A 26,391-nucleotide genomic window follows, 5' to 3' on the forward strand; every position below is an offset into this window, starting at 1 on the left:
GGGGTGGGGTGGGAGGAGGAGGAGGGCGGCGGGGGCGGTCAGACGGGGGCGTCAGGCCGCGAGCGGCAGCTCCGCGGCGAGGCCGGCCGACACGGTGAGGCGGCCGGCGAGGGCGTCGACGGTCACTGAACCGCCGTCGGCGAGGGCACCGGTGACGAGCAGGTCGGCGATGCGATCATCCACTTCGCGTTGAATGACGCGGCGCAGCGGCCGGGCGCCGTACTCGGGTTCGTAGCCGTTGTCGGCGATCCAGTCGATGGCTTCGTCGGTGACGGTCACCGAGATCGAGCGGCCTGCGAGGCGGGCGCGGGTGGCACCGAGCAGCAGTGTCACGATGGCGCGCAACTGCGTAGTCTCGAGCTTTCTGAACAGCACGATCTCGTCGATGCGGTTCAGGAACTCGGGGCGCATGGCCTCGCGGAGCTTGCCCATGACGCGGTCGCGCAGCGCCTTGTCGCTGCCGAAACCGCCGCCGGCGGTCGGGTCGGCCACGAAGCCGATCGCGCCGCCGCGGCTCGCCAGAAACTCCGAACCGAGGTTCGAGGTCATGATGATCACCGTGTTGCGAAAGTCGACCGTGCGACCCTGTCCGTCGGTCAGGCGACCGTCGTCGAGCACCTGCAGAAGCAGGTTGAACACGTCGGGGTGCGCCTTCTCGATCTCGTCGAACAGGATCACCGAGTACGGGTTGCGGCGAACACGCTCGGTGAGCTGGCCCGCCTCGTCGTACCCGACGTACCCGGGAGGGGCACCGACCAGCCGCGACACCGTGTGTCGCTCGCCGTACTCGCTCATGTCGAAGCGCAGCATCGCTTTCTCGTCACCGAACAGCGACCCGGCGAGCGTCTTCGCAAGCTCGGTCTTACCGACCCCGGTGGGGCCGAGAAAGAGAAAGCTGCCGACGGGCCGATTCTGGTCGCCCATACCGGTACGGTTGCGGCGCACGGCCTTGGCCACCACCGACACCGCGTCGTCTTGGCCGATCACGCGGGAGTGCAGCTCGGTCTCGAGCAGCGCCAGGCGCTCACGGTCGACCTGCGTGAGCCGGTTGGCCGGGATGCCCGTGGCCCGACTGATGACGGCAGCGATCTCGTTCTCGTCGACGACGGCCGCGGCATCCAGTGCCTCAGTCGACCCCACCGAGGCGAGCTTGGTGTGCACGCCCACGATCTCGTCGCGCAGGCGCGATGCCTCTTCGTAGTGCTCGGCCGCCACGGCAGAGTTCTTCGACGCCTCGAGCTCGGCGAGCTGCTCGAGCAGGGTCGACGCGTCGAAGCGCGAACCCAGTTTTAGGCGCAGCCGCGCGCCGGCCTGGTCGATCAGGTCGATGGCCTTGTCTGGCAGAAAACGGTCGCTGATGTACCGCGACGACAGCTCGACCGAGGCCCGGATGGCCGCGTCGGTGTACCGAACACCGTGGTGCTCTTCGTAGGCCGGCTTCAGCCCGGCGAGAATCAGCACTGCGTCTTCGATGCTCGGCTCGCCCACCTGAACGGGCTGGAACCGCCGCTCGAGCGCGGGATCTTTCTCGATGGAGCGGTACTCCTTCAGCGTGGTCGCACCGACCACGTGCAGGTCGCCGCGGGCGAGCCGGGGCTTCAGGATGTTCGCCGCGTCCATTCCGCCCTCACCCGAACCGCCGGCGCCCACCACGGTGTGCAGCTCGTCGATGAAAATGATGAGGTCGGCCTTGTGGGCGCTGATCTCGTTCATCAGCTTTGTCAGGCGCTCTTCGAAGTCGCCGCGGTACTTGGTGCCGGCCAGCATTGCGGGCAGGTCGAGAGAGATGACGCGTTTGCCACGCAACTGCTCGGGCACACCGCCGTCGACGATGGCCTGCGCGAGGCCTTGCGCGATGGCGGTCTTGCCCACGCCGGCCTCGCCGATCAGAACGGGGTTGTTCTTCGTGCGGCGCGACAGAATCTCGATGGTCTGCTCGATCTCGTCAGCGCGCCCGATCACGGGGTCGAGGTCGCCCTCGCGGGCAAGCTCGGTGAGGTCGGTGCCGTACGTGTCGAGGGTGGGGGTGTCTGACTCGGTCGAGCGGCCGACATCGTTCGCCCCGGCAGAACCAGCCGCGTTGCCGGCCGCGTTCGTGTCGGACGCGCCCGAGAGCCCGCCGTCGCGAAGCCCCGCCTGCAGTGCTTCGGGCGTGACGCCCGCCGCGCTCAGCACCTGACCGGCCGGGGTGTCGCCGGCGATGACGAGTGCAAAGAAGAGGTGTTCTGGGTCGATGTAGGTCGAACCGGATGCCCGGGCCACCTGGTACGCGTGAAACAGTGCGCGCTGGGCCGACTGGGTCAGTACCGGCGCGGAATCGGTGCGCTCGGTCGAGGCCTGGGGCAGGCGCTGCTCAGCGGCAGCGGCCACCGCGGCGGGGTCTGATCCGACGCGGGAGATGGCGTCGGCCGCGGGCTGTTGCTCGGCGATGACGCGCAGGATGTGCAGTGCATCCAGCTCGCTGTGGCCGTGCTCGAGCGCGAACCGGCCGGCCTCTGCCAGCACCTCGTGGGTGCGGCGGCTGAGCAGTCGGCTGATGTCGATGGGGCGGCCCTGCTGGGCTCGCTGCTCGCCCTGCAGGTAGCGGGCGAGAAATTCGTCGAACGAGCTGGTGCCCGATGCGTCGTGGTCTGAGTAGGTCGGCATGCGTCCTCCTGTGAAACTTGAGTGCCTTCGACTCAACTTAACGTCGTGCAGGCCAATGCATTCCCACGAACGCAGAAATTCTCGTCACCGCGCCGCGATGGTGCCTACCACGACCGTCGCGTCGAGTTCGTCGAGGGTCACGATGCGGGCGACCAGACCCGCCCGTTCGAACAGAGCGAGCGTCAGCGGAGCCTGGACGGCGCTCGTCTCCACCAGCAGTCGCCCCCCGGGCGCGAGCCACGCAGGAGCCTCAGCGGCGATGCGGCGATGCAGGTCGAGCCCGTCGTCGCCTCCGTCGAGTGCCGTCGCAGACTCATACAGTCTCGCCTCTGGCGGCATCAGCGCGATGGCCTCGGTGGGAACGTATGGCGCGTTCGCCACGATCACATCGACCCGGCCCCGCAGATGCGCGGGCAGCGGCTCGTAGAGGTCGCCGATGAGCACGGTGGCACCCGCGCCCAGGTTGCGCCGGGCGTACTCGAGCACAGCCGGATCGATGTCGGCCGCATACACCTCGAGTTTCATCGGGGCGCCAGCTGTCTCGCTGGCGACAGAACTTTCGCTGACCTCGGCGAGAACGGATGCCGCCACCGCCGCCACCCCACAGCACAACTCGACCAGCACCACCCGCGCCACTTCGGCGCCGCGGTCGGGCGTGGCGGCAGCGGAGAGCGTCTCGGCAGCAGCCGCCGCAACCGCCGCAACGGCCAGCGTCGCCAACAGCTGCGTACGCCGCCGCGGAACGAAGACCCCGGGCCCGACGGCCAGCCGTTGCCCGAGAAACTCCACCCAGCCCACGAGGTGCTCGAGCGGGATGCCCTGCACCCGCCGAACCACCAGCTCCTCGAGCTCGGCCGGGGTGCCCGCCCCTTCGAGCAGCAGGTCGGCCTCGTCTTCGGCGAAGACGCAACCGGCTGCGCGGAGCCGCGCCACGATCGTGTCTCGGAGGAGCGACGCCTCAGCGGGCGCAGCCGGCAGGTGCTCGTGCATGGCAGCCAATGCTAGTCGGGAAGAGATGCAGTGGGCTTTGGCGAGGTACATTGGAACAACGCAGTCGACATTCTCAGGGGAGATCAGAAATGACCGGGTTACTCATTGGCCTGCTGGCCTTCATCACGGTTGGCGTGGGCATCACCGGGATCGTCGCGGGCATCGCGATGGCGAAGTCGCCCTACCGCGGCTGAGGGTGCTTCGCACGCTCCACCGGCGCGCAACGCGACCGATCTTCACAACACAATAGATCGAGGGGCACGGCAAGATGACCGACAGGGCCGTCTTCAGCGAGGCACTCGAAGAGCTCTCCCGTGCACAGCGCGGCGGAGGCCGGGCCGTCACCTCTGCCGATCTCTGCGGCCCTTTCTTGCGCGTTCTGCCGGTGACGGGTGCCGCGGTGTCGACCATCGGCAGCGGGCTCGGCGTCTCGACGATCTGTGCCAGCGACGACGCTGCCGCCAAGATCGATGAGCTTCAGATCGATTTGGGCGAGGGCCCGTGCTGGGAGGCCCTCTCGACGCGCAGACCCGTCATCGCCGACAACTTCGCGGTCGAGAAGCACCCCGCCTGGCCTGTCTTCGCCGAGGCGCTCCGCGGCTACCGCATCGGTGCGCTCTACGCGTTTCCACTCACGCTCGGCGCCCTCGACATCGGCTCGATCGACTTCTACTCGAATTCGGCGCGCAGTATCAGCAAGACAGAACTCGACGACGTGACGGCCCTCAGCGAGATCGCAGCCTGGCAGGTTCTGCGCCGCGTGCTGGCCGACGACTCGCAGAACACCCGTGACGTCGACGCCGACCCCAGCCCCGGGTTCTCCCGCAAACAGGTTCACCAGGCGACAGGCATGATCATCGCCCAACTGCAGGTGCCGGCGACCGATGCCATGTTGCTGTTGCGCGCCCACGCATTCTCATCGGGGCGAACCGTACGCGAAGTCGCACACGACGTGGTGGCGCGTCGACTCGACTTCCTTCCCGCATCAGAGCGGTCGTAGGATCAAGTTATGACGGAGCAAACCCGCGAAGGGCTCCTCGCCGCATCTTTTGTCTCCCTGGCTGACACGCTGGTGGTGGGGTACGACGTCGTCGATCTTCTGCAGACCCTGGTGGAGACCTGCGCAACAGTCCTCGATGCGGCGGCGGTCGGCCTGTTGCTCGCCGACGAAGGAAATGTGCTCGAAGTGGTCGCCTCGACCAACGAGCGCAGCCGTCTGCTCGAGATTCTTCAACTGCGTGCGGGTCTCGGCCCGTGCGTCGAGTGCTACATCACCGGCAAGGTCGTCTCGGTACCCGACGTGCGTGAGCTTCGCGACGACTGGCATGTCTTTCGCGAAGGCGCGCTCGAACAGGGCTTTCTCTCGGTGCACGCGGTGCCGCTGCGCCTGCGCGGCTTCACGATGGGTGCATTGAACCTCTTTCGCGAGACAACCGGGGCCCTGAACAGCAACGATGCGGCCGCGGCCCAAGCGCTTGCCGACGTGGCGACCATCGGCATCGTTCACGAACGAGCAATGAGACAGAGCGAACTGACCCGGGAACAGTTGCAGCGGGCTCTCGACAGCCGCGTGATCATCGAACAGGCGAAGGGTGTCATCGCCCAGTCGAAGAACATCGACATGAACGGTGCGTTCTCGGTTCTGCGGGAGTACGCGCGCTCGAATTCGCTCTCGCTCACCGATCTTGCTGGGCGCGTCGTGGAGCGCACCATCATTCTCTGACCTGACACGCCGCCCCACCTACGCCAGACTCCACCGCACATCAAGGCGCCGCCCCGAAACTCTGATCTGACCTTCACGGCCGGGCCCGGTGCTAGCGTGAAGAAAGCCCAAGACCTCGGCTTCGTCAGTGTCATTGACACGCCTGAGTCGAGGTTCACATGATCGTTCGTTCACACGAGACCGATACCGCTGCCGAGGGCCCAGACGAAACCGGCCAACCCGAACCGGTCGGCGGGGCGGGCGATCGTGCTGGCCCGCACCGGGCGCATCCATACCTCGCGCCGGAGGATTACCGCACGTTCGCAGACGACTTCGACTGGGGCCTGGTCTGATTCGGCCAGCACCCCGACGGGCGCCTGCGGCTAGCCTTGGGCGTCAGGCTCGGGAATGTAGTAGAGACCCGAGCCGCTGTTCGCCGAGTCAGACAGCTGGCGAACCCACTCGCGGTTGATGCTTGGCGTCTTGCTACCGAAGTATTTGAAGTAGAGCGGCACCGAGGCGTCCATCCAGAGGCTCGAACGGCCCGACCCCGTGTCGGCATCGTCTTTCCACGAAAAGAAGAAGCTTTCTCTGCGTCGCAGTTTCGCACCGATGACGATCTGCAGGTGCGCAAGAACCCGGTCATCGAAGAAGGTCTCGATGCTGGCATTGCCGTAGATGAGTTTTCCCACGTTTACTTCCTCCGACCATGCTCGCAGAGGTCGTTCCCTGTAGCGCTATACCTAGACCATATTCAACCAACGAACGTCTTCTGCGCCAGCGCCTAGGGGGTTGACCGGCATTTTGGCATGCGCTAATGGCAGACTGGAGGGGTGAATCAGCAAACCACTCTTGCCCTCGTTCGTCACGGTGAAACCGACTGGAACGCTGAGCGCCGCCTGCAGGGCAGCTCAGACATCGCTCTGAACGACGTGGGCCGCGGCCAGGTTCTGGCTACCGCCGAGCTGCTGCAGGGTCAGCCGTGGGATTTTGTGGTGTGCTCTCCGCTCTCCCGGGCCCGTGAAAGTGCGAGCATCATCGCCCGCACACTGGGTATCGAAGTGAGCACGGTGGTTCCCGAGCTGGTCGAGCGCGACTACGGGCCCGCCGAAGGCATGCAAGACGGTGACGAGCTGCGGGCCCTTCGCATTCCGGGCGGTTTTCAGGGCGCCGAGACCGAAGCAGACGTCACCGCTCGGGCCACCGCCGCCCTCGGTCGCATCGCCACAGAGTACCCGGGTGCGCGGGTCATCGTCGTTGCGCACGGCACCCTCATTCGGCTGGCCCTCAGCGAGTTGAGCGGCAGCGCCATCACGACGATCACGAACGCGGGCCACTGCCTGCTGCACCACGAACCCAGCGCCGATAGCGCCGCAGCCGATGCGTGGTCGATCTCGGTCGTCAACGGTGCGCCGTTCGAACCGGTAGCGGTCGGCTGACAGGGCCCGCCTCGGGGCCGCCCTGTTGCACCCACCGCGAACGCGCGGGGGCGCCTGGCGGTGCTACTGCTCTGCGCGCAGCAGCACCTGGCCACTGTCGGTGGCAATGATGGTGGCAGAGGCAATGTCGGCGCGCCGGATGCTCGTGGTGGCGGTCGGCAGAGCCACGGTACCCGGGCCCGAGCTCCACGTGGCCACCTGCGTGCTGAGGCCGGCCCGATCGGTGATGACCATGGCGTAGCCCCTCGAATACGCCTGCTCGGGTTGGCTGCCGCCTCCGTACGTGCACTTCCACTCGATCAGAGTGCCCCACGGCTCATCCGCGAACGTCGCCACGGCGGTGAGGGGGCTCGGTATCTCTTGATCGAAGACCACCGAATTGGCGGGATCGCCACCGGGGGTGGGCGACGACGTCGGCGCTGCCTGAACGCGTGACTGCGGCGACACCGCCAGAGAAATGACCAGCGTGAGAGAAACCGCCGCCGCTACCGCGACGAGAGCAGCGGCCGACGCCACGACCCTGGTGCGGGTGCGATGTCGACGGGCCCGGGCAAGCAGGGTCGGCAGCACGGTGAGCCGGTCATCCTCGAGCCCTGCCGGTGGTGCTTCGAGTAGGGCAGCACCCTCGGCGGCGCTGAGGGTGGCGAGCAGGCCCGGCACACCGGCGAGTTCGGCCAGTGCGGCCTTGCACGCGGGGCACTCAGCGAGATGCTGTTCGTATTCATGGCGTTCGGCGGGCGCCAGCGCGCCCAGAACGTAGGCGGCATCCCATTCGGCGAACCGATCGTCGGGCGTCACCTTGTCACCCCCTTCTCCTGCAGAACGAGCCGCAACGCGCGCAGGCCGTAGTGCAGGCGCGACTTGACCGTTCCCTCGGGAATGCCGAGGTGCTCGCCGATCTCGGCAACCGACCGGCCACCGTAGAACGAGTGCACCACCACCTCGCGGTGCTCGCGCGAGAGCTCACGCAGTGCGTCGGAGACCAGCCAGGCCTGCAGAACGGTGTCGGTGTGATCGACGCTCAGCCGTTCGGGCGGCGCATCGGTGGCGATCTCGTGGCGCGAGCGGGCGCTCCGCCAGTCGTCGATGACCAGGTTTCGCGCCACGGTGAACAACCACGATTGCACGGAGTCTTGTTCGCTCTGCAGGATGCGCGGGCTACGCCAGGCCCGAAAGAGCGTCTCCTGCACCACGTCTTCGGCCCACTCCCTGTCGCTTGTCAACCGGATGACGAACCGCAGCAGGGCTGGGGCATGCTGATCGTGCAGCGAACGCAACACCTGGGCTTGGTCATCCACGCCAACGCACCTCCACCTGTACATACGAAACACCCAGCGAAAAAGTTCACTGGTCGGTGAACGAAACCACGCGTCTTATCGTAGATACGGGTAGCAGTGTCTCAGCCACCCCTCGCAGAAGGAACACTATGACCGAGAAATCTCCCGTCACCCGCCGCGTCGTTCTCACCGCCGGAAGCGCGGGTGTGCTCGGTGCGAGCGCCCTGGTGCTGGCCGCGTGCGCACCCACCGACAACACGAACACCGGTGGGGCGGCCGCCGGCAGCACCGCCGCGCCGACCGGGGCGCCCAGCACAGCCGCCGCCGAAGCGCCCGCGACCTCGAGCGGAAGCGCTGCGGGTGGCACCGAAGTCGCCAAGCTGGCAGATGTTCCGGTGGGCCAGGCAAAGACGGTCACCTTCAAAGGAAAGTCGATTCTGGTGGCGCAGCCCACCGCCGGCGAGGTCGTCGCCTTCAGCTCGGTGTGCCCCCACCAGGGCTGCGCGGTCGCCTTCGCACAGACCGACTTCGCATGCCCCTGCCACGGGTCGACCTTCGACCTCAGTTCGGGAAGTGTCACCCACGGGCCGGCCCAGACCGGGCTCAGCAAGATCGCCGTTGCCGTGTCGGGCGACTCCATCGTCGCTTCCTAGAGCAGAACCCCCCAGGAGACCAGCATGCTGCCCTACGAGATCAACGGCCTTCCCCTCCACATTCTGCTCGTGCACTTCGTCGTCATCGTGATTCCCGCGGGGGCCCTGATGACGGCAGCCGGAGCGGTGTGGCCAGCGTTCCGGCGAAAGCTTGGCATCGTGACCCCCATCGTCACGCTGCTCGGGCTGCTCAGTGTGCCGCTTGCGACGAACGCCGGCGAGTGGCTCCAGCAACGGGTGGGAGCCACCCCGCTCATCGCGGCACACGTGGCGCTCGGAGACACGCTGTTGCCGTGGGCCATCGCGCAGTTTCTGGTATCGCTCGTGATCTGGGGCTGGTACCGATTCTTCGCGGCGTCGAAGGCGTTTCCTGACGCACCCGTGCGGCGGGTCAGCGAACCGGTGCCCGTGGGCGGCGAAACGGGGGGTGCCACGCGAGCGGATGCACGCCCGGCCGCTTCGGGCCTGAACGGTTCGGCAGCGGCAGCTTCAGCAGCGGTCACCGCTGAATCCGCAGCCGATCCTCGGCGCCGAGCCAGCCTCGCTGTGTCTCTGGTGGTGTCGATCGTACTGATCGTCGCCGGCGTCGGCATCTCGGCCGGAACGTTCTACAAAGTCGTTCAGATCGGTGAGTCGGGTTCGAGTGCTGTGTGGCAGGGCTCGTTCAGCGAAAACCCGAAATAGCGACAGTGACGAAGTAGCGGCAGCGACGAAGTAGCAACCCAGAGACGGGCGGGTCAGCCCGCGTGGGTAGCGGCCTGCCAGGCCGACGCGATCATCTCGGTGAGGGTGTGGTGGGGCATCCAGAGCCCGTCGCCCATGGCGAGTTCGCCCGATGCGACGATGCGTGCAGGGTCGCCCGGCCGGGCGGCGAGAACTTCGGGGGTGAAGTCGATGCCGGTCACTGCCGCCATTTCGCTCATGATCTCGCGCACTGAGACGCCAGAACCGCTGCCGAGGTTGTAGGCCGGGGCGAGCGTCTCGCCCGCGTCGAGCTTTTGGGCGGCCGCAACGTGGGCGGCCGCCACATCGGCGACGTGAACGTAGTCGCGCACGCAGGTTCCGTCGGGCGTGGGGTAGTCGTCGCCGAAGATCTTCGGGGTCTGGCCGGCCAACAGCGCGCGAAAGACGAGCGGGAACAGGTTGTGCGGGCTGGTGTCGCTCACGACAGGGGTCGCCGACCCGACCACGTTGAAGTACCGCAGAGCGGTGTGCCGAAGGCCGGATGCCACGGCCTGGTCGGCGATCAGCCACTCGCCGATGAGCTTGGTCTCGCCGTACGGCGACTCGGGCGTGGTGGCGGTGGCCTCGGTGACGAACTCGGCCGGGGCGTTGCCGTACACGGCCGCACTCGACGAGAACACGATCGACGGTACGTCGTGGTTCTGCATGGCAGACAGCAGGTTCACGGTGGCCGTGACGTTCTGGGTGTAGGTGTGCAGCGGGCGCTGAACGCTCACCCCCGCGTACTTGAAGCCGGCGAGGTGCACGACTCCGGTCACCGGATGCTCGTCGAAGACCCGCTCGACGAAGCCAGCGTCGACCAGCGAGCCCCGCTCGAGCACGGCGCCTTCGGGAACGAAGCCCTCGTGCCCGCTCGAGAGGTCGTCGATCACGACCACGTCGATGCCGCTGTCAAGAAAGGCACGTGCCACGTGCGAGCCGATGTAGCCGGCCCCGCCTGTCACCAACCACGTCATGAAAATTCTCCTTCGGGTGCTTCGGGGGCTGCTGCGGTGTCGGGCTCGGCTGCGGCTTCGGACTCTGCTGCGGCCGCGACGAACGTGATACCCCAAGTGGAGTGCCAGGTGTCGGCGCGCTCGATCCAGCGGAGGTCTTCGCCGGTGTTGAGCGCGTCGGGCGGTGCCGTGGTCGGCTCGACCGTGACCGCCCAGCCGAGGCCCGCAGGGGTGGGAAAGATCTGGGTGGTGAAGACCTGGGTGTGCTTGTAGTTCTGGTCGCCCCAGAGCTCGATACGGCGGCCGTCGGGCGCGGCGATGGTGTGCCGGTAGGTGCCGTCGGCACCCGGGGTGAGACCGAAATAGGCGGTGTCGAGATCGAGGGTTCCCACGACCGCGCCCTGCGAGAGGTCGTACGCGGTACCCGCGACGGCGGCGGTGCCGGTGGGGTTCAGCCGGGCATCCACGCTCACCCGCATGGTGGCGTTGACCGTGATCGTGAGCTGCTCGGTGGGCACATCGCCGATGCGAAAGTAGGGGTGGGCGCCGATGGCGGCCGGCGCGGGGGCCTCGCCGTCATTTCGGATGTCATGGCTCACCGTCAGGCCGTCGGGCCCGACCGTGTAGGTGGTGTCGACGGTGAGGGTGAACGGGTAGGCGTCGCTTGCGGCAATGACGGCACGCAGGGTGATCGACGAGTCACTCTGTGAAATCGGCTCATGCGGCAGCGCGAACAGGAAACCGTGCAGCGCGTTGCCGCGGTCGGGCTCGGTGAGCGGCAGCTGCAGGTCGCGGCCGTCGTAGGTCCAGCGGCCGTCACGAACCCGATTCGGCCAGGGCACGAGAATCTGGCCGGCGCAGAAGAGCGGAGCGGCGGTCTCGGCGAAACCCTCGATGAGCGCAGTACCGTCGACCTCGAGTACGCGCAGGGTGGCGCCCACGGCGGTGACCACGGCGCGGGTTCGGTGCTCACCCTGGGCCCAGCTCAGCTCGAACTGGGATCCGGTGGGCAGGGCGGTATCTGCGGCCCTGGCGGTACTGGCGGTACTCATACGTGGTGGCCTTTCATGGTCGCGCCGTCAGAGGGCTGCACGACGAACAGATCAGGGCGGTCAAAACCTCGGGCAGCGAAGGCTTCGACCAGCGCGGCTTCGAGAGCGGGCCGGAGCGAGCGCGGAATGAGCGCGATGGCTGCTCCGCCGAAACCGCCGCCGGTCATCCGGGCACCGACGGCGCCGCTGGCCAACGAAACTTCGACGGCGAGGTCGAGTTCGGGCACCGAGATCTCGAAGTCGTCGCGCATCGAGACGTGGGAGGCGTCAAGCAGCGACCCGATGGCGTTCGGGCCCGCCTCGGTGAGCAGGCGCACGGTCTCTTCGACGCGGGCGTTCTCGGTGATGACGTGGCGGGCGCGCCGAAAGGTCACGTCGTCGAGCAGCCGCTGCATGCGCGGCAGGTCGTCGACGGTCAGCTCGCGAAGGGTGGGCACACCGAGGGTCTGGGCCGCCAGTTCGCAGGATGCCCGGCGGGCTGCGTACCCGCCCGTGGCGTGCGCGTGGGTGACCTTGGTGTCGACCACCAGTATCTCGAGTGCCGCGGCGTCAAGGCCGAGGGCGATCGACTGGCTCTCGAGGCTGCGGCAGTCGAGGAAGACGGCCGCGTCGGCGCGGCCGAGCATCGAGGCGGTCTGGTCCATGATGCCGGTGGGGGCGCCGACGGCCTGGTTCTCGGCGACCTGGCCCACGGCAGCGAGTTCTTCGGGCTCGAAGCCGAGGCCCCAGAACTCGTTCAGGGCCACGACGGTGGCGCACTCGATGGCGGCAGACGACGACAGGCCGGCCCCGATGGGCACGTCGGAGTGGATGTGCAGCGCGAAGCCCCGGCGGGCGAGGTCGCTCGCGGCGGCAGTGTCGGCTGTGCCAGCCCGGGCGAGGAGCGCCCAAGCCACGCCGAGCGGGTACGCCGACCATCCGTCGAGCGCAGCGGGCGCCAGGTCGGCCAGGTCGATCTCGACCGTCTCCTCGGAGAAGGTCGACGAGACCCGTGCGAGCTGGTCGTCGCGGCCCGCCAACGCCACCCACGCGCGCCGGTCGATGGCGAAGGGCAGCACGAAACCGGCGTTGTAGTCGGTGTGCTCGCCGATCAGGTTGACCCGGCCCGGCGCCGACCAGAGCCCGTCGGGCGCCTGACCGTGGCGCTTCTCGAACTCGGTAGCGAGCGCCGTGCGCACGTCGCTCTGGCCCGCAGCCGCGTCGAACGTGGTGTCAGTGTGTTTCGCGCTCATCGTTCGCGCCCTTCGGCCTCGGCGTAGCTGGTTCTGAGTGCTTCGGCCGTGCGTTCGGGCGGTACGTCGCCGATGAAGGCGCCCATGGCCGACTCCGAGCCGGCCAGAAACTTCAACCGGTCGGCCGCGCGGCGGGGCGACGTGATCTGCAGCATCAGCCTGATCTCGTCGCGGTGCGAATTGACCGGCGCCTGGTGCCAGCCCGCGATATACGGCGTCGGCGTGGGGTACAACCCATCGATGGCGCGCAGAACCCGGGGGTAGAGCACGGCGAGCTCGTCACGCTCGGCCGACGACGTAGCCGCCAGATCGGGCAGCTGACGGTGCGGCAGAATGTGCACTTCGATGGGCCAGCGCCCGGCGAACGGAACGAACGCGCTCCAGTGCTCGCCCTGAACAATGAGACGCTCGCCCTGCTGCTCGCTCGCCAGAATGTCGGCGAACAGCGTGGGTCCATAAGCATCGATCGACGCGATCAGGCGCTCAGTGCGCGGTGAAACGAACGGGTATGAGTAGATCTGCCCGTGCGGGTGGTGCAGCGTCACACCCACCTGCTCACCACGGTTCTCGAACGGAAACACCTGCTCGATACCGGGCATCGCCGAGAGCACCTTCGTGCGGTCGGCCCACGCTTCGATCACCGTACGCGCACGCGAGGTGGGCAGCGTGCCGAACGAGCCTTCGCGCTCGGGGCTGAAGCACACCACTTCGCACCGGCCGATGGATGCCCGCACCCGCCCGAGCCCCACCGAGTGGTCACCGGCGACAGACGCCACCCCCGGTGTCGCGAGCTCAGGCCCGAACGACGGCGAGCGGTTCTCGAACACGGCCACGTCGTACAGGCTCGGAACCTCGGAGGGGTTGTCGGGGGCCTGCGGCGCGAGCGGGTCGAGGTTCGCCGGCGGCAGGAAGACGCGGTTGTTGCGCGCGGCCGCGATGGAGATCCATTCGCCGGTGAGTGCGTCTTGGCGCATCTCCGCGGTGGGCGGCCTCGGGTCAAGCTCTCGCTCGTCGGCGGCGCGAAAGGCCGGCAGCGTGGTGTCGGCGTCGTCGTAGTAGATGAGTTCGCGGCCATCGGCGAGAACGTAAGGGCGTTTGACGATGGGCCTGCCCCCGACGAGCGACAGCGCTTCAGCGGGTTCAGAGGGCAGGGAACTCATATCAGTACTTTCGCTTTCACAACACAGGCGACCGAGACGGCTTTCACAATCCAAAGTATCGTACGTCGACCACGGGCGCACCCGCGGTGATGACTTTCTTTTCTTTGTCAATTGACAATAAACCGCAAGCCAGCGACCATGAAGACATGACCGATCCCGGCCCTGACGACCAGCTGCCCCCCGCCGTTCGCCGCGAACGCATGCTGGCCGTCATCGACGAGCGCGGTTTTGCGCGCGTGGGCGAACTCGGCGACACCTTCGGCGTCTCTGGCGTCACCATTCGGGCCGACCTCGATCTGCTCGACCGCCAACACCTCATTCGCCGGGTGCACGGCGGCGCGGTCATCCGGAGCCCACGCCTCGAACACGAACCCACGTTCGAGCAGTCGCTCGAAGCGTCGACCGCCGAGAAGCGCCTCATCGGGCAGCTCGCGGCGAGCCTGGTACGCCCCGGCCAGAGCGTTCTGCTCGACGTGGGCTCGACCGCGTTGGCGGTAGCTGAGGCGCTCGTGGCCCGCGACGACCTGAGCGACGTCGTGGTGGTGACGAACGGCCTCAGCATTGCACTGGCGCTCGAGCCGGGCATCCCGAGGCTGAGCGTGATCGTCACAGGCGGCACCCTGCGCCCGCTGCAGCACTCGCTGGTCGAGCCGCTCGCGTCGTCGATGCTGCAGGGCCTGCACGCCGACATCGCCTTCATCGGCTGCAACGGAGTCGACCTCGCCCACGGCGTGACCAACCTGAACCTGCCAGAGGCCGACATCAAGCGCCTCATGCTCGCGTCGGCCAGCCGGGCGGTCGTGATCGCCGACACCGGCAAACTGGGCCAGGTGCACCTCGGAACCATCGGCCAGCTCAGCGACTTCGACGCCCTCATCACGGGCACGCCCGAGACGGCCGACCCGGCTCTGGATGACCTCACCGCGTCACTCGAATCGGCCGGTCTGCTCGTCATCACCTCACCGGCCACCGCCGCCACCTTCTGACAGACCCCTGATCGTTCTCGCCGGCCTTCGCAGCCGATGAGTAAACTCGTCGGATGGATTCGATGAGACAGGTGGATTCGATGAGACACGCCAAGCGCCCGCCAGCCCCCGGGGCCTCGCGAGTGCTGAAGGTCGTCGCCATCGCGTTGGCCGTGGTGCTCGTCAGCGGCGTCTCGGTCGCCGCCATCGCCGTGACCAGCATCGCGTCGAAGATCAGCGCGAACGCCGTCGACATCTCGGGCGGCACCGGCGAAGGCGGCAGCCAGCCGCACGTGGGCGCGTTCGTGGGCGGGTTCAACGTGCTCATCGTGGGCACCGACAACGACGCGAAACAGGGCGACTCGTTCGGCAAGCGCGACGCGACACTCAACGACGTGAACATCATGCTGCACGTGTCAGCAGACCAGAAGAGCGGCGTGGTCGTGAGCTTTCCGCGCGACCTGATCGTCAATCATCCGGCCTGCACCGACCCGACGACGAAGGTCGCGTACGACGCCACCCGCAATGAGCCGCTGAACACCGGGTACGAACGGGGCGGGCTGGCCTGCATCAAGACCACGATCGAGAAACTGACCGGGCTGACGATTCCGTACGCCGGGCTCATCTCGTTCAACGGTGTGATCGAGATGACGAACGCCGTCGGCGGCGTGCCGGTGTGCGTGAACAACGCCATCTTCGACAAGGACTCGGGGCTCGACCTGCCCAAGGGCACCACCGTCGTGTCGGGCGCCGACGCCCTCGCGTTTCTCCGCACCCGCGAGAGCGTGGGCGACGGCAGCGACCTTTCGCGCATCTCGTCCCAGCAGCAGTACCTGTCGTCACTGGTGCGCACACTGAAGAGCGCCAACACCCTCACCGACGTGACAAAGCTCTACGGCCTGGCGAGCGCGGCGGCGAACAACATCAGCCTGTCGACGTCGCTCGCGAGCCCGGATGCGATGGTGTCGCTCGCCCTCGCGCTGAAAGACATCGACCTCACGAAACTGGTCTTCGTGCAGTACCCGGGCACCACCGGCAACGCGAACTACCCCGGCAAGGTGATTCCCACTGTCGATGTGGCCGACGAGCTCTTCGCGAAGATCTCGAGCGACCAGCCCTTCACTCTCGACAGCGACTCGACGGGCATCGGGTCGGCGGTGGTCACTCCCACGCCTTCACCCAGCTCCAGCTCCACCCCCAGCTCCACCGACGCGGCCACGCCGGCCGCGACACCCGCTCCCTCCCCCTCCTCCACCTCAGCAGTCATCGCCGGTGTCACCGGCCAGACTGCCGACGAGCAGACCTGCGCCGTGGCCAACTAGCCAGCCAGCTTTTCGCTAAACGAAGACCGTGGGTGGGTCAGGTGAGCTGGGGGAAGAAGGTGGCGAGGGGGGCCGGGCGCCCGATGTGGTAGCCCTGAGCACCGTCGACGCCGAGCTCACGCAGGAGGTCGAGTGAGGCCTCGTCTTCGACGAACTCGGCAATGGTGAACTTGCCGAGACCTTTGCCGATCGACACCAGCGACGACATCACCAGGCGATCGAGCGGGTCGCGGTCGCTGCCGGAGACGAATTCGCCGTCGAGCTTCATGATGCCGAAAGGCAGGTGTTTGAGGTAGTAGAACGAACCGTATCCGACACCGAAGTCGTCGAGTGCGAAGACGCAGCCGAGGGCGGTCAGGCGCGACATGAACGCCTGCGCGCTGTCGAGGCTCGAGACGGCAGCGGTTTCAGTGAGCTCGAGCACCAGGCCCGTGGCATCCACCCCCGTCTCGTCGATACGCCGTTCGATGAACGCCGCGAATTCGAGGTCTCCCACCGAACGGCCCGAAAGGTTGACGTGCACCTTGATGGCGGGAGCGATCTGCTGCAGTTGCGTGAGACTCTCAAGTGCGTGGCTCACGACCCATTCGTCGAGCATCACGGCGAGGCCGGTCTGCTCGGCGACCGCGATGAACTCGCCGGGGGCGATGAGCCCGCCGTCGGCGTCGATCATGCGAACGAGCAGCTCGAGCGAAGAGATGGTGTCGGTGTTGAGGTCGAGAATGGGCTGGGCGTGCAGCACCAGGTTGTCGTTCTCGATGGCCGCGAGAATCTTCTCTTTCCAGTTGAACTGGTTCGACACCCTGGCGGCGAGCACCTGCGAGCTGTCGAAGAAGCTGTAGCCGTTGCGACCCGACGTCTTCGCGTCGTACATCGCGAGGTCGGCGTCAGAGAGCAACTCAGCCGAGCTGGTGCCCTCGCTGGTCACCGCGACGGCACCCACGCTTGCCGTCACGCGACGGGTGAGGCTCGCCTCTTCGTACGCCGGGAAGTTCTGAAATCCGTCTCGCACCAGCGTGACCAGCATTCGTACGGCGGTCTCAATGTGCTCCCGGTCGCCCGCTGTGAGCAGCACCGCGAATTCGTCGCCGCCGATGCGCGCCACGACATCGGTCGAGCGGATCCAGCGGGACAGCAACGCCGCCATGGCCACGATGAAGTCGTCACCGGCCCCGTGGCCCAGACTGTCGTTGATCTCCCTGAAGTTGTCGAGGTCGAGAACCAGAACCGCACCCGCGTCGGAGCCCCAGCGGCAGTTGTCGAGGTGTTCGTCGAGCAGCCGTTCGAATTCGGTGCGGTTGGGCAGCCCGGTGAGCGCGTCGTGCGCGGCGAGGTAGGCGAGATGCTCCTGGTAGCGGTGCTGCTCCGAGGTGTCGTACGCATTGATGAGAACGGAGGTGGGCTCACCCGACACGTCGCGGAGCACCACTGCCGTGACGTCGGCGCGCTTCTCGACGAGCCCCGCCGTCAGCAGGATCTGGCGATTCACCCGCTCGGCGCCGGAGTCGATCAGGGCGGCAACCCAGTTGGCGTCGTGGAGGCCAGAGTCGTGGGGGCCAGCCCCGCCGGCGGGCTCTGGGTGCATCATCGGCAGCAGCTCGGCAGCCGAGGTGTCGACGAGCTCGCGGCTCGGGCGGCCGAACAGCACACAGAACGCGTCGTTCACCAGCGCGATGCGGCCCTCGGTATCGGCCAGCGCGATGCCGGTGGGCGACTCCTGAACCAGCTGCTCGAACTGCTGGGTGACCAGGCGCAGTGCCATTTCGCGCCCGCGCGTGTCGGTGGCATCGCGAACCACGATCAGAGCCTGGCGCTTGCCCCCGACAACAAAGGGAACGCTCGTGACCTCTGACTCGCGACCCGACAATGTGGCAGTGACACTCACCGTCGACCGCGTGCCTGCCAAGGCATCGCGAAAGGCCTTCTCGAGAATGGCCACATTCTCGGAATTCGACACCTCGAACAGGGTTTTGCCCTGCCAACTGCGTTCGCGCGCGAAGACGTCACCGGCACCACTGATGCGCTGGTACCGCAACTCGTCGTCGACCACCAACATCAGTACGTCTGGCAGCTGCTCGAGCAGCAGGCGCAGACGCAGTTCGCTCTCGAGAACGCTCTGAAAACGAGCCTCGGCAACCGCTTCGGCTGACGCCGACAGTGCAGCTGCTCGAGCGCTGCCCTGCCGCTTCGCCCGCTCACTACCCTGGCGCAGGTTCTTCGCCCTCAACCGCGGCCGAGGGCGACCACCGTGCTCGTTCGGCATCGCTGCCTCTCTTTCAAACTGGCGCTCTCGTCTCTCAGACCGAGAGCTTCGCCAGCGCCTCTTCGATGACTGTCGCCGCATCGTCGATGAGCTCGTCACTGATGACGACGCTCGGCAAGAACCGCAACACGCTGTCCCAGCTGCCGGCATCGAGCACGATGACACCGTTGATGGTGGCGTGCGTGATCACGGCGGTGAGGGCCTCGGGGTTGGGCTTCCTGGTTCCCGGATGCACGAGCTCGACCCCGAACATCGCGCCCTTGCCGCGCACCTCACCGACCACCGAGAACTTCTCGGCCCAGTCGCCGATGCGGGCGAAGAACGCCTTCTCGACGCGCTGCGCCTCACCGATCAGGTTCTCGTCTTCGATCAGCTTGAACACGGCAAGCGCCGCGGCCGTCGACACCGGGTTGCCGCCGAAGGTGCCGCCGATGCCGCCGGGCTGAACCGAATCCATGACGTCGGCGCGACCGGTCACGGCAGCGAGCGGAAAACCGCCGGCGATGCCCTTGGCGCTCGTGATCATGTCGGGCACGACGCCCGAGTGCTCGATGGAGTACCACGCACCCGAGCGGGCAATACCGGCCTGGATCTCGTCTGCCACGAACATGATGCCGTTCGCCGTGCAGAACGCGCTGAGCGTCTCGAAGAAGCCCTCGGCCGGAATCACGATGCCACCGTCGCCCTGGATGGGCTCGACGAACAACGCCGCGAGCTCAGTGGCCCCGATGTGCGTGTTGATGTAGTCGATGGTGCGCTCGGCCGCCTCGACGCCGGTCATGCCCTCGGGGTCGCGGAAGGGGTAGCTCGTGGGCACGCTGTAGATCTCGCCCGGGAACGGCCCCATGCCGGCGCGTTCGGGGAACGGGCGGTAGGTCATGGCCATGGTGAGGTTGGTGCGACCGTGGAAGGCGTGGTCGAGTGCGGCGATGGCGCGACGGCCGGTGAATTTGCGGGCGATCTTCACCGCGTTCTCCACCGCCTCGGCTCCTGAGTTCACCAGGATGGAGTGCTTCTCGAAGTCGCCGGGGGTGTGCTCGGCGAGCTTCTCGGCCACTCGCAGGTAGTTCTCGTACGGGGTCACCGTGAACAGTGTGTGGGTGAGTTTCGACGCCTGCGCGCTGGCCGCGGCGGCGACGGCGGGATGCGCGTGACCGATGGTGGTCACACCGATACCGCAGCCGAGGTCGATGATCTGGTTGCCGTCGACGTCAACCAGAATGGCGCCTGAACCGTGATCCATGTAGATGTCGACGAGGGTGCCGGCGCCGCGCGAGACGGTCTTCAACCGACGGGCATGCAGCTCTTTCGACTTCGGGCCGGGCAGCTCGGTGACGATCTTGCGTTCTTGGGAGACAGTGAAGGGTGAAGAAGCCATAGGTCGAGCTTAGATTAGTCGCCCGCTTTGGCGGCCTTCCGACGCGTGCGCAGGTACTGCACAAGGGCCGACACAATGGTGATCAGCACGATGCCGCCGATCACCACGTCGATGTAACGGGTCACCACATCGGCCACGCCCGGAATGTGGCCGAGAAAGTAGCCCAGCAGCACCACCAGCAAGGTCCAGAGCACTCCGCCGATGGCGTTGTAGAGCAGGAACTTCGCGTAGTGCATCTTGCCGACGCCCGCCGCGACAGGGGCGAAGGTGCGCACCACCGCGATGAAGCGAGCCACGATCACGGCCGCTCCACCGAACCGGGTGAAAAAGCCCTGAGTACGTTCGACGTTCTTCGTGCTGAAGAAACCCGAGTCTTTGCGCTCGAAGATGCGCGGCCCTGCCCGGTACCCGATCAGATATCCCAGTTGGTCGCCGAGTACCGCCGCGAACGCGATCGACAGCAGCACCAGCCAGAGCGGAGCCTGGATCACCCCGGTGAACGTCAGCAGCCCGGTGAAGAAGAGCAGGGTGTCACCGGGCAGAATGAACCCGATCAGCAGCCCCGTCTCGGCGAAGACGATGGCGCACACCACCACCAGCGCCCACGGCCCGGTGGCCGAGATGACCTGCTCGGGGCTGATTGGATTCAGGGCTTCGAACATCACGGGGCGGCCCTCTCTGTTCGGGCGACACTGACAATGGTGGGAATGCTGGCCGCCACCCTGAGGCCGCCCGATGACCTGTTCGCGAGGGTCACCGTGCCTCCGGCCGACGATACCAGCGCCCAGACGATCGAGAGCCCGAGACCGGCATTTCCTTTGACGCCCCGGGTGCCGACGACGGCGTTCGCAGGGCCGGCCGAACCGGTGCGCGACTGGTCTTCACGAGAGAAGCGGTCGAACGCGAGCGGAATGAAGGCGGCAGACATACCCGGGCCCGAGTCGGTGATGTCAAGGCACAGGCGGGAGTCGAGCATCCGGAGCTCGGCGCGAACAGTGCCAGAACTGCCGATCGCCGCAATGGCATTGCCCAGCAGGTTGTCGACGATGCGCCCGAAGTTGTGTCTCGACAGGGCGACAGACGCGCCAGAGAGCTCGGCGACCTCGTAGTCGACGAGAACGGCTGAGCCGGTGCTGAGCATGCGCGCCCGGTCGATGGCGTCGACCAACTCGTCGGCCATCTGCGATACCGGCGACGACTCGTTGGGCTGCATGCCCTCGATGCGGGTGAGTTCGAGCAGGCTGGCCGCCAGAACCGTGAGCCGCTTCACGTGCCTCTCAGCCGACTCGATCTCGGCGAGCAGTGCCGTCGAGTCTCCCGCGCTCAGGTGCGCCAGCTCGAGCTGGGTCTGCAGAATCGCCAGCGGTGTGCGCAACTCGTGGCTCGCGTCGGAGACCAGCTGTTTCTCGCGGTCGGCCGAGGCCCTCAGATCGATGATGAGCTCGTTCAGCGTGACCGCGAGCGCCGAGAGTTCGTCGCGGGCCGGGCCCACCGGCAGCAACTCGGTCGTTGTTCGCTCGCGCAGCATCACGGCCGTGCGGCGCATCGACGACACCGGGGCGATTGCCGCGGAGGCGAGCAGCCAGGCTCCGCCGGCGAACAGAAGGGTGAGGATGACCAACCCCACCACCAGCGCGGTGGTGAGGTTCGCCAGCGACAGCTCCGCCGCCTGCTCGTTGCGTGCGGTGACCACGTGCCAGACACCGTCGTTCGCCTTCACGGCCCGCGATACGACCAGGTACTCGGCGTTCGGGGTCGTGATGCTCTGGGTGGCAGCGCGCGCCGCGACGATGTCAGCGAGCTGCGGTGTCAGCTCTGGGGGCAACGACGACTTGACCGCGACACCGGCGGGGTTCAGCACAGTGAGCAGCTGGCCCTGCGCCGGCGCCTCGAGCGCGGCCCCCTTGTTGTCTGCGATGGCCTGCACGTACGGGTCGGCGTCACTCTGCAGCAGCATCACCGTGGAGTTCGCGAGAATATGCTCGACCTGCAGGCGCACGACGAAGGCGGTTCCGGCGAAGAACACTCCGGCAATCACGAGAGCGCCAAGCGTCAGCCGAAGGCGAATCGAGAGCTGCCGGAACGGCCTCACGCAGTGACCTCCAGCCCGTACCCGATTCCCCGCCGGGTGGCGATCGACACGTCAGAGCCGAGAGGGTCGATTTTGCGGCGCAGGTAGCTCACGTACTGGTCGACGACGTTCGCGTCGATGTGCTCGGTGCGACCCCAAACATCGTCGAGAATCTCGGTACGGCTGAGCACCGAGCCCGATTTGTCGGCCAGCAGTCGCAGCAGGTCGAACTCTTTCGGGCTGAGGCTGAGCGGCTGGCCGCCGACCGACGCCTTGCGGTTGTGGCTGTCTATGGTGAGCGAGCCGATCGAGAGCGCGATGTGGGGCCCGACCGTCTCACGACGAAGCAGGGCCCGGATGCGCGCGGTCAGCTCAGCGAAAGCGAACGGCTTGGTGAGGTAGTCGTCGGCGCCGGCGTCGAGACCCTTCACACGGTCGTCGACAGCATCGCGGGCGGTGAGCAGCAGAATGGGCACAGCCGCGTTCTGGGCTCGCATGCGGCGGCAGAACTCGAAACCGCTCATGCCCGGCAGCATCACGTCGACGATCGCCGCCGAGTAGTGCGTGTTGCCAGCCGAAATGAGCCCGTCGATGCCATTCGCAACCCGGTCGACCTCGTACCCTTCGGCGATGAGGCCCTTGGCGAGAAGGGCCCCCATTTCATCCTCATCTTCAACGACCAGCAGTTTCACACGAATCCTTCCCGCTTTGATTATGGGCGCACGAGAGCGCACCGCACAGCCTGTGGAAGGCGGATGTCTGTGAAAACTCACAGCGACGGGGTTGAGAGATACCCCCCTGGGGTATATATTCGGCGGTGGGAGGCATTATGACGACGCCGAATGCAGAGCACGACGATCACGGCCACGCAGGGCATGGGCACGGGCACGGGCACGACCACACTGGTCAGGGGCATGGCGGGCACGGCGGGCACGGCGACCATGCGGCGCAGTTTCGGCGCAAATTCTGGCTGACGCTGGTGCTGGCGGTGCCGACGGTGTTCTTCAGTTCCATGTTCGCGAGCATCATCGGGTACAGCGTGCCCGACTTTCCGGGCGCCGGCCTCATCTCCCCCGTACTTGGCACGATCATCTTCGTCTACGGCGGCTGGCCCTTCCTGACGGGCGGGCTCTCCGAGATCCGCTCGCGCCAGCCCGGAATGATGCTGCTCATCGCCATGGCGATCAGCGTGGCCTTCATCGCCTCCTGGGTCACCACGCTGCGCATCGGCACGTTCGACCTCGACTTCTGGTGGGAGCTCGCTCTGCTCGTGGCGATCATGCTGCTGGGGCACTGGGTGGAGATGCGGGCGCTCGGCGCGGCATCCGGAGCCCTCGACGCCCTCGCGGCCCTGCTGCCCGACACCGCCGAGCGCGTCACTGACACCGACAACGGCAATGGCACCGACACCGGCGTCGAAGAGGTTGCGGTCGGCGAGCTGACGGTCGGCGACGTGGTGCTGGTGCGGTCGGGGGCACGCATACCGGCCGACGGCACGATTGTGGAGGGTGCGGCGGCGGTCGATGAATCCATGGTGACGGGCGAATCGGTGGCCGTGCGACGCGAACCGGGCGACCGGGTCGTGGCCGGAACCGTGGCCACCAACAACGCGTTGCGCGTTCGCGTCACAGCCATCGGAGACGACACCGCGCTGGCGGGCATCCGGCGCCTGGTCGCCGACGCACAGAACTCGAGTTCGCGCGCGCAGGCCCTGGCCGACCGGGCTGCGGCGTGGCTGTTCTCCTACGCGGCCGGCGCCGGTGTGCTCACGTTCGTGGTGTGGATGCTCGTCGGCACTCCCGACGACGCCGTGACCCGCACGGTGACGGTGTTGGTCATTGCGTGCCCCCATGCGTTGGGGCTGGCGATTCCGCTGGTGATCGCCATCTCGACCGAGCGGGCGGCCCGGGCGGGGGTGCTGGTGAAGAGCCGGCTCGCGCTCGAACGCATGCGGAGCATCGACGTGGTGCTGTTCGACAAGACCGGCACGCTCACGCGGGGTGAGCCGGCCGTGACGGATGCCCGGTCGGGCGACGCGCGGTACGACACCGCGGCTCTGCTCGCGTTGGCGGCGGCGGTCGAGGCCGACAGCGAGCACCCTGTGGCGCGGGCCCTGGTGCGGGCGGCGGCGGTTTCTGTTGCGGCTGCTGTTTCTGCGGCCCCGGCGGCTCGCATCGGCGTCGAGTCGGCGGAGTTTGCGGGTGTCGGCGCTGTCGACCCGAAAACTTCGCCGACTGGAATGGTTGGCGGGGTGGTTGGCGGGGGGAACGGCGGAATGCGGGCACGTGAGTTCCGGTCGCTGACGGGGCGGGGGGTGCAGGCAGTGGTCGATGGAGTGCTGGTGAGCGTGGGTGGGCCGGCGCTGCTGCGGGCGAGCGGGGCGGCAGTGCCCGGCGATCTGGCTGAGGCCGCGGCCGAGTGGGCTGGGCGCGGGGCATCCGTGCTGTACGTGATCAGTGGCGGTGCGGCGGACGACGGTGGCGCGGCGGTTCCTGCGACTGTGCTCGGCGCGTTTGCGCTCGAAGATGGTGTGCGGCCCGAGTCGCGCGAGGCGGTCGACGCGCTGCATGCGCGGGGAATCCGGGTCGCGATGATCACGGGCGATTCGCACACGGTGGCGAACGCCGTGGCCGCCCAGCTCGGAATCGACGAAGTCTTCTCCGAGGTGCTGCCCGAAGACAAAGACTCGAAGGTCGCGGAGCTACAGGCGCGGGGGCAGAAGGTCGCGATGGTGGGTGACGGGGTGAATGATGCTCCGGCGCTGGCTCGGGCCGATGTGGGCATCGCGATCGGCGGCGGAACAGATGTCGCCATCGAGTCGGCCGGGGTGGTGCTGGTGGGCAATGACCCGCGGGCAGTGCTGTCGGTCATCCAGCTTTCGAAGGCCAGCTACCGCACGATGGTGCAGAACCTGGTGTGGGGTGCCGGGTACAACGCACTGTCGGTGCCGTTGGCCGCCGGCGTGTTGGCGCCGGTGGGTTTCGTGCTGTCACCCGCGGTCGGGGCCATTCTCATGTCGGCGTCGACCATCATCGTGGCGGCCAACGCGCAACTGCTGCGCCGGGTCGACCTCGACCCTGCTCGCTTGGCGGCTGGCGCGCGACGCGGCTGAACGGTGCGGTCGAGCTTCCCCAGACTGTCGGTTCAGCCGGGCCAGAACGACGGACTGGGGAAACTCGACGGCCCGCGGAGGTGGGAGGCGGGCATCCGGAGGCCCGCCGGTCAGCCGAGGAGCACTCGGTAGGGGTTGGCGCGCGAGCCGTCGCCGAGCACGGTGGCCGAGACGATGACCTGGCAGGCATCGAGGGCATACGGCCGGATGCGTGCGGCCCAGCCGGCGGTGAAGGCAGGGGGCACGTATCCGGCTTTGTGCGATCCGTAGAACAGCAGCAGATCGACGCGCACGGCGTTCGGGTCGAACGGGTTGTTCGGTTCGAGCTCGAGGGCCGCGAACAGCGGCTCAGCGGGGTCGGAGAGTGCCTGGCGAGCCTCGATGACGGCCGAGATTCCTTCTTGGTGCTGGGCGGTGGCGGTGGCCTCGAATGGATGCTCGACCTCGAGTTCGATCGTCGTCACCGGGTCGTTCAGCGGCACGGCCAGTAGTTCGGCCCGCAACAGCGAGTCGCTCGCTGCGACCGCCGCGCTCGTGCGGAACGAGATCAACGCCGCGCCGCCCAACACAAGGGCGGTGAGAATTCCGACGTGGGGCACGAACAGTGCGCAGAACGCTGCGGCCAGCAGTGCACCCCTGACCCAGCCCGGCCAGGTCGACGGGGTCAGCATGACGGGCGCCCCGTGGCCATGACTGTGCTGGGCGCCGGGGTCAGACGCGTGGAGCTGCGGTGATCTCGTGGGCGTGCCGGGTGATCGCGACGTCGTCGATCTCCACCTCAGCCTGTTCGAACCGTTCACGAAGGTGTTCGAGAACCTCGGCGTGGGGCTTACCCGAGTGGTCTTGGCGAGCCTGCGCGAGAATACCCGCCACCTTCTCTTCGGCGGAAGCATCGGTGCTCCCCGCCATCACGGGTTCGTTCTGTGCGCCATTTTCAGCCATAGTCAATCTTCGCACTGATCGCGTAAACGGTTTGGTCGGGGACGAGCGCGGCGATGTGCCAGAATCGGCGGCATGGCCGGGGAGACGGGAAACGGGCGCGCGGGTGCGGGCTGGGCGCCGACGTTCTTCGTGGTGGCTGCCGCCGTCTGCTTCGGAACAACCGGGACCGCCCAGGCCCTCGGCGCCGACAGCGCGTCGGCACTGTCGCTCGGAGCCGCGCGCATCGTGTTCGGCGGGGCACTGCTTGCGATCATGGCGGCGGCCGGGCTGGTGTGGGGCCATCGCAGAGGCGCGGTGGCTCGCGCGTACGCCCCCGCCAGCGCGGGCTGGGCCTCGCTCGGGCTCGTCGCCGTGGGCGCGGTCGGAGCGGCGGCGTACCAACCCACATTCTTCACGGGCACAAGCCAGAACGGGGTCGCCGTCGGAACCCTGGTGGCGCTCGGATCGGCGCCGGTGCTGACGGGGCTGCTCGACTGGGGCGTGCGGCGGCTGTCTCTTATACACATCT

At 67.3% G+C, this 26,391-nt stretch carries 25 protein-coding genes and 1 pseudogene; 10 read left to right on the top strand and 16 right to left on the bottom strand.

Features of this window, described 5'->3' with window-relative positions:
- Positions 1-51: 51 nt before the first annotated feature.
- Complete coding sequence (locus QN358_RS16330; RefSeq protein WP_136640581.1) at positions 52-2,646, bottom strand: ATP-dependent Clp protease ATP-binding subunit; 2,595 nt, start codon at positions 2,644-2,646, stop codon at positions 52-54.
- 84 nt (positions 2,647-2,730) lie between these two features.
- Entirely contained in the window at positions 2,731-3,636 is a 906-nt protein-coding gene (locus tag QN358_RS16335) for a putative protein N(5)-glutamine methyltransferase (protein WP_201799201.1), read from the bottom strand.
- 268 nt (positions 3,637-3,904) lie between these two features.
- On the opposite strand from QN358_RS16335, the gene QN358_RS16340 reads away from it, so the two are divergent.
- From QN358_RS16340 to QN358_RS16350, 3 genes are all read left to right on the top strand, one after another.
- Positions 3,905-4,636, top strand: a complete 732-nt coding sequence (locus tag QN358_RS16340; RefSeq protein WP_136640579.1) for a GAF and ANTAR domain-containing protein — start codon at positions 3,905-3,907, stop codon at positions 4,634-4,636.
- A 9-nt stretch (positions 4,637-4,645) separates the two neighbouring features.
- The gene (locus tag QN358_RS16345; protein ID WP_136640578.1) at positions 4,646-5,359 is read left to right on the top strand and encodes a GAF and ANTAR domain-containing protein; all 714 of its coding nucleotides are present in this window, start codon (positions 4,646-4,648) and stop codon (positions 5,357-5,359) included.
- Positions 5,360-5,517: 158 nt separating this feature from the next.
- On the top strand, positions 5,518-5,691 hold the full coding sequence (locus QN358_RS16350) for a hypothetical protein (protein WP_323512984.1): 174 nt from the start codon (positions 5,518-5,520) through the stop codon (positions 5,689-5,691).
- A gap of 30 nt (positions 5,692-5,721) precedes the next feature.
- On the opposite strand, the gene QN358_RS16355 is transcribed toward QN358_RS16350, so the two are convergent.
- Complete coding sequence (locus QN358_RS16355) at positions 5,722-6,030, bottom strand: ATP-dependent DNA ligase (protein ID WP_136640577.1); 309 nt, start codon at positions 6,028-6,030, stop codon at positions 5,722-5,724.
- A 141-nt stretch (positions 6,031-6,171) separates the two neighbouring features.
- Here QN358_RS16355 and QN358_RS16360 point away from each other — a divergent pair, with 141 nt between their 5' ends.
- On the top strand, positions 6,172-6,777 hold the full coding sequence (locus QN358_RS16360; protein WP_136640576.1) for a histidine phosphatase family protein: 606 nt from the start codon (positions 6,172-6,174) through the stop codon (positions 6,775-6,777).
- Positions 6,778-6,840: 63 nt separating this feature from the next.
- On the opposite strand, the gene QN358_RS16365 is transcribed toward QN358_RS16360, so the two are convergent.
- Together QN358_RS16365 and QN358_RS16370 are read right to left on the bottom strand one after the other, a co-directional pair.
- A complete protein-coding gene (locus QN358_RS16365) occupies positions 6,841-7,575 on the bottom strand; it encodes an anti-sigma factor family protein (RefSeq protein ID WP_136640575.1) in 735 nt (244 codons plus the stop codon).
- Positions 7,572-8,075 (bottom strand): sigma-70 family RNA polymerase sigma factor, encoded by a 504-nt coding sequence (locus tag QN358_RS16370; RefSeq protein WP_416352018.1) that lies wholly within the window; start codon positions 8,073-8,075, stop codon positions 7,572-7,574. The genes QN358_RS16365 and QN358_RS16370 overlap by 4 nt, the downstream gene beginning before the upstream one ends.
- A 128-nt stretch (positions 8,076-8,203) precedes the next feature.
- Between QN358_RS16370 and QN358_RS16375 the strand changes: the two genes are divergently transcribed.
- Positions 8,204-8,707, top strand: a complete 504-nt coding sequence (locus QN358_RS16375; RefSeq protein ID WP_136640573.1) for a ubiquinol-cytochrome c reductase iron-sulfur subunit — start codon at positions 8,204-8,206, stop codon at positions 8,705-8,707.
- Positions 8,708-8,731: 24 nt separating this feature from the next.
- Positions 8,732-9,391 carry a hypothetical protein gene (locus QN358_RS16380; protein WP_323512985.1) on the top strand — a complete coding sequence of 220 codons (660 nt, stop codon included), beginning with the start codon at positions 8,732-8,734 and terminating at the stop codon, positions 9,389-9,391.
- A 53-nt stretch (positions 9,392-9,444) separates the two neighbouring features.
- Here the strand turns inward: QN358_RS16380 and galE are convergent, their stop codons facing one another.
- Genes galE through galT form a run of 4 tightly spaced genes read right to left on the bottom strand, consistent with a single transcriptional unit; the run spans position 9,445 to position 13,830 of the window.
- Positions 9,445-10,407: a UDP-glucose 4-epimerase GalE gene (gene galE / locus QN358_RS16385; RefSeq protein ID WP_323512986.1), complete on the bottom strand. Its 963-nt coding sequence runs from the start codon at positions 10,405-10,407 to the stop codon at positions 9,445-9,447.
- Entirely contained in the window at positions 10,404-11,438 is a 1,035-nt protein-coding gene (locus QN358_RS16390; RefSeq protein ID WP_323512987.1) for an aldose 1-epimerase family protein, read from the bottom strand. The genes galE and QN358_RS16390 overlap by 4 nt, the downstream gene beginning before the upstream one ends.
- Positions 11,435-12,670, bottom strand: a complete 1,236-nt coding sequence (gene galK / locus QN358_RS16395) for a galactokinase (protein WP_323512988.1) — start codon at positions 12,668-12,670, stop codon at positions 11,435-11,437. The genes QN358_RS16390 and galK overlap by 4 nt, the downstream gene beginning before the upstream one ends.
- Positions 12,667-13,830, bottom strand: coding sequence for a galactose-1-phosphate uridylyltransferase (galT, locus tag QN358_RS16400; protein ID WP_136640568.1), 1,164 nt, complete (start codon positions 13,828-13,830; stop codon positions 12,667-12,669). The genes galK and galT overlap by 4 nt, the downstream gene beginning before the upstream one ends.
- A gap of 146 nt (positions 13,831-13,976) precedes the next feature.
- Between galT and QN358_RS16405 the strand changes: the two genes are divergently transcribed.
- Both QN358_RS16405 and QN358_RS16410 read left to right on the top strand, forming a co-directional pair.
- On the top strand, positions 13,977-14,816 hold the full coding sequence (locus tag QN358_RS16405; protein WP_136640567.1) for a DeoR/GlpR family DNA-binding transcription regulator: 840 nt from the start codon (positions 13,977-13,979) through the stop codon (positions 14,814-14,816).
- An 80-nt stretch (positions 14,817-14,896) separates the two neighbouring features.
- Positions 14,897-16,117, top strand: coding sequence for an LCP family protein (locus QN358_RS16410; protein WP_323512989.1), 1,221 nt, complete (start codon positions 14,897-14,899; stop codon positions 16,115-16,117).
- Positions 16,118-16,154: 37 nt separating this feature from the next.
- On the opposite strand, the gene QN358_RS16415 is transcribed toward QN358_RS16410, so the two are convergent.
- From QN358_RS16415 to QN358_RS16435, 5 genes are read right to left on the bottom strand one after another with little or no spacing between them, the layout of a single operon-like run.
- Entirely contained in the window at positions 16,155-18,380 is a 2,226-nt protein-coding gene (locus tag QN358_RS16415) for a putative bifunctional diguanylate cyclase/phosphodiesterase (RefSeq protein WP_161580319.1), read from the bottom strand.
- Positions 18,381-18,414: 34 nt separating this feature from the next.
- Entirely contained in the window at positions 18,415-19,758 is a 1,344-nt protein-coding gene (locus QN358_RS16420; RefSeq protein ID WP_136640564.1) for an aminotransferase class III-fold pyridoxal phosphate-dependent enzyme, read from the bottom strand.
- A gap of 14 nt (positions 19,759-19,772) precedes the next feature.
- Positions 19,773-20,420, bottom strand: a complete 648-nt coding sequence (locus QN358_RS16425) for a DedA family protein (protein ID WP_136640669.1) — start codon at positions 20,418-20,420, stop codon at positions 19,773-19,775.
- Positions 20,420-21,850 carry a HAMP domain-containing sensor histidine kinase gene (locus QN358_RS16430; protein WP_323512990.1) on the bottom strand — a complete coding sequence of 477 codons (1,431 nt, stop codon included), beginning with the start codon at positions 21,848-21,850 and terminating at the stop codon, positions 20,420-20,422. Before QN358_RS16430 ends, QN358_RS16425 begins: the two co-directional genes overlap by 1 nt.
- On the bottom strand, positions 21,847-22,563 hold the full coding sequence (locus tag QN358_RS16435; protein WP_323512991.1) for a response regulator transcription factor: 717 nt from the start codon (positions 22,561-22,563) through the stop codon (positions 21,847-21,849). The genes QN358_RS16430 and QN358_RS16435 overlap by 4 nt, the downstream gene beginning before the upstream one ends.
- A gap of 95 nt (positions 22,564-22,658) precedes the next feature.
- Here QN358_RS16435 and QN358_RS16440 point away from each other — a divergent pair, with 95 nt between their 5' ends.
- Complete coding sequence (locus tag QN358_RS16440) at positions 22,659-24,941, top strand: heavy metal translocating P-type ATPase (RefSeq protein WP_323512992.1); 2,283 nt, start codon at positions 22,659-22,661, stop codon at positions 24,939-24,941.
- A 110-nt stretch (positions 24,942-25,051) separates the two neighbouring features.
- Here QN358_RS16440 and QN358_RS16445 read toward each other — a convergent pair whose 3' ends face one another.
- Together QN358_RS16445 and QN358_RS16450 are read right to left on the bottom strand one after the other, a co-directional pair.
- Entirely contained in the window at positions 25,052-25,612 is a 561-nt protein-coding gene (locus QN358_RS16445; protein WP_136640561.1) for a hypothetical protein, read from the bottom strand.
- Positions 25,613-25,652: 40 nt separating this feature from the next.
- Complete coding sequence (locus QN358_RS16450; RefSeq protein WP_136640560.1) at positions 25,653-25,883, bottom strand: hypothetical protein; 231 nt, start codon at positions 25,881-25,883, stop codon at positions 25,653-25,655.
- A gap of 72 nt (positions 25,884-25,955) precedes the next feature.
- Between QN358_RS16450 and QN358_RS16455 the strand changes: the two are divergent.
- A pseudogene (locus QN358_RS16455) lies at positions 25,956-26,391 on the top strand (hypothetical protein); the annotation flags it as partial.

The organism is Subtercola sp. RTI3 (assembly GCF_035018625.1).
GTDB lineage: Bacteria > Actinomycetota > Actinomycetes > Actinomycetales > Microbacteriaceae > Subtercola > Subtercola vilae.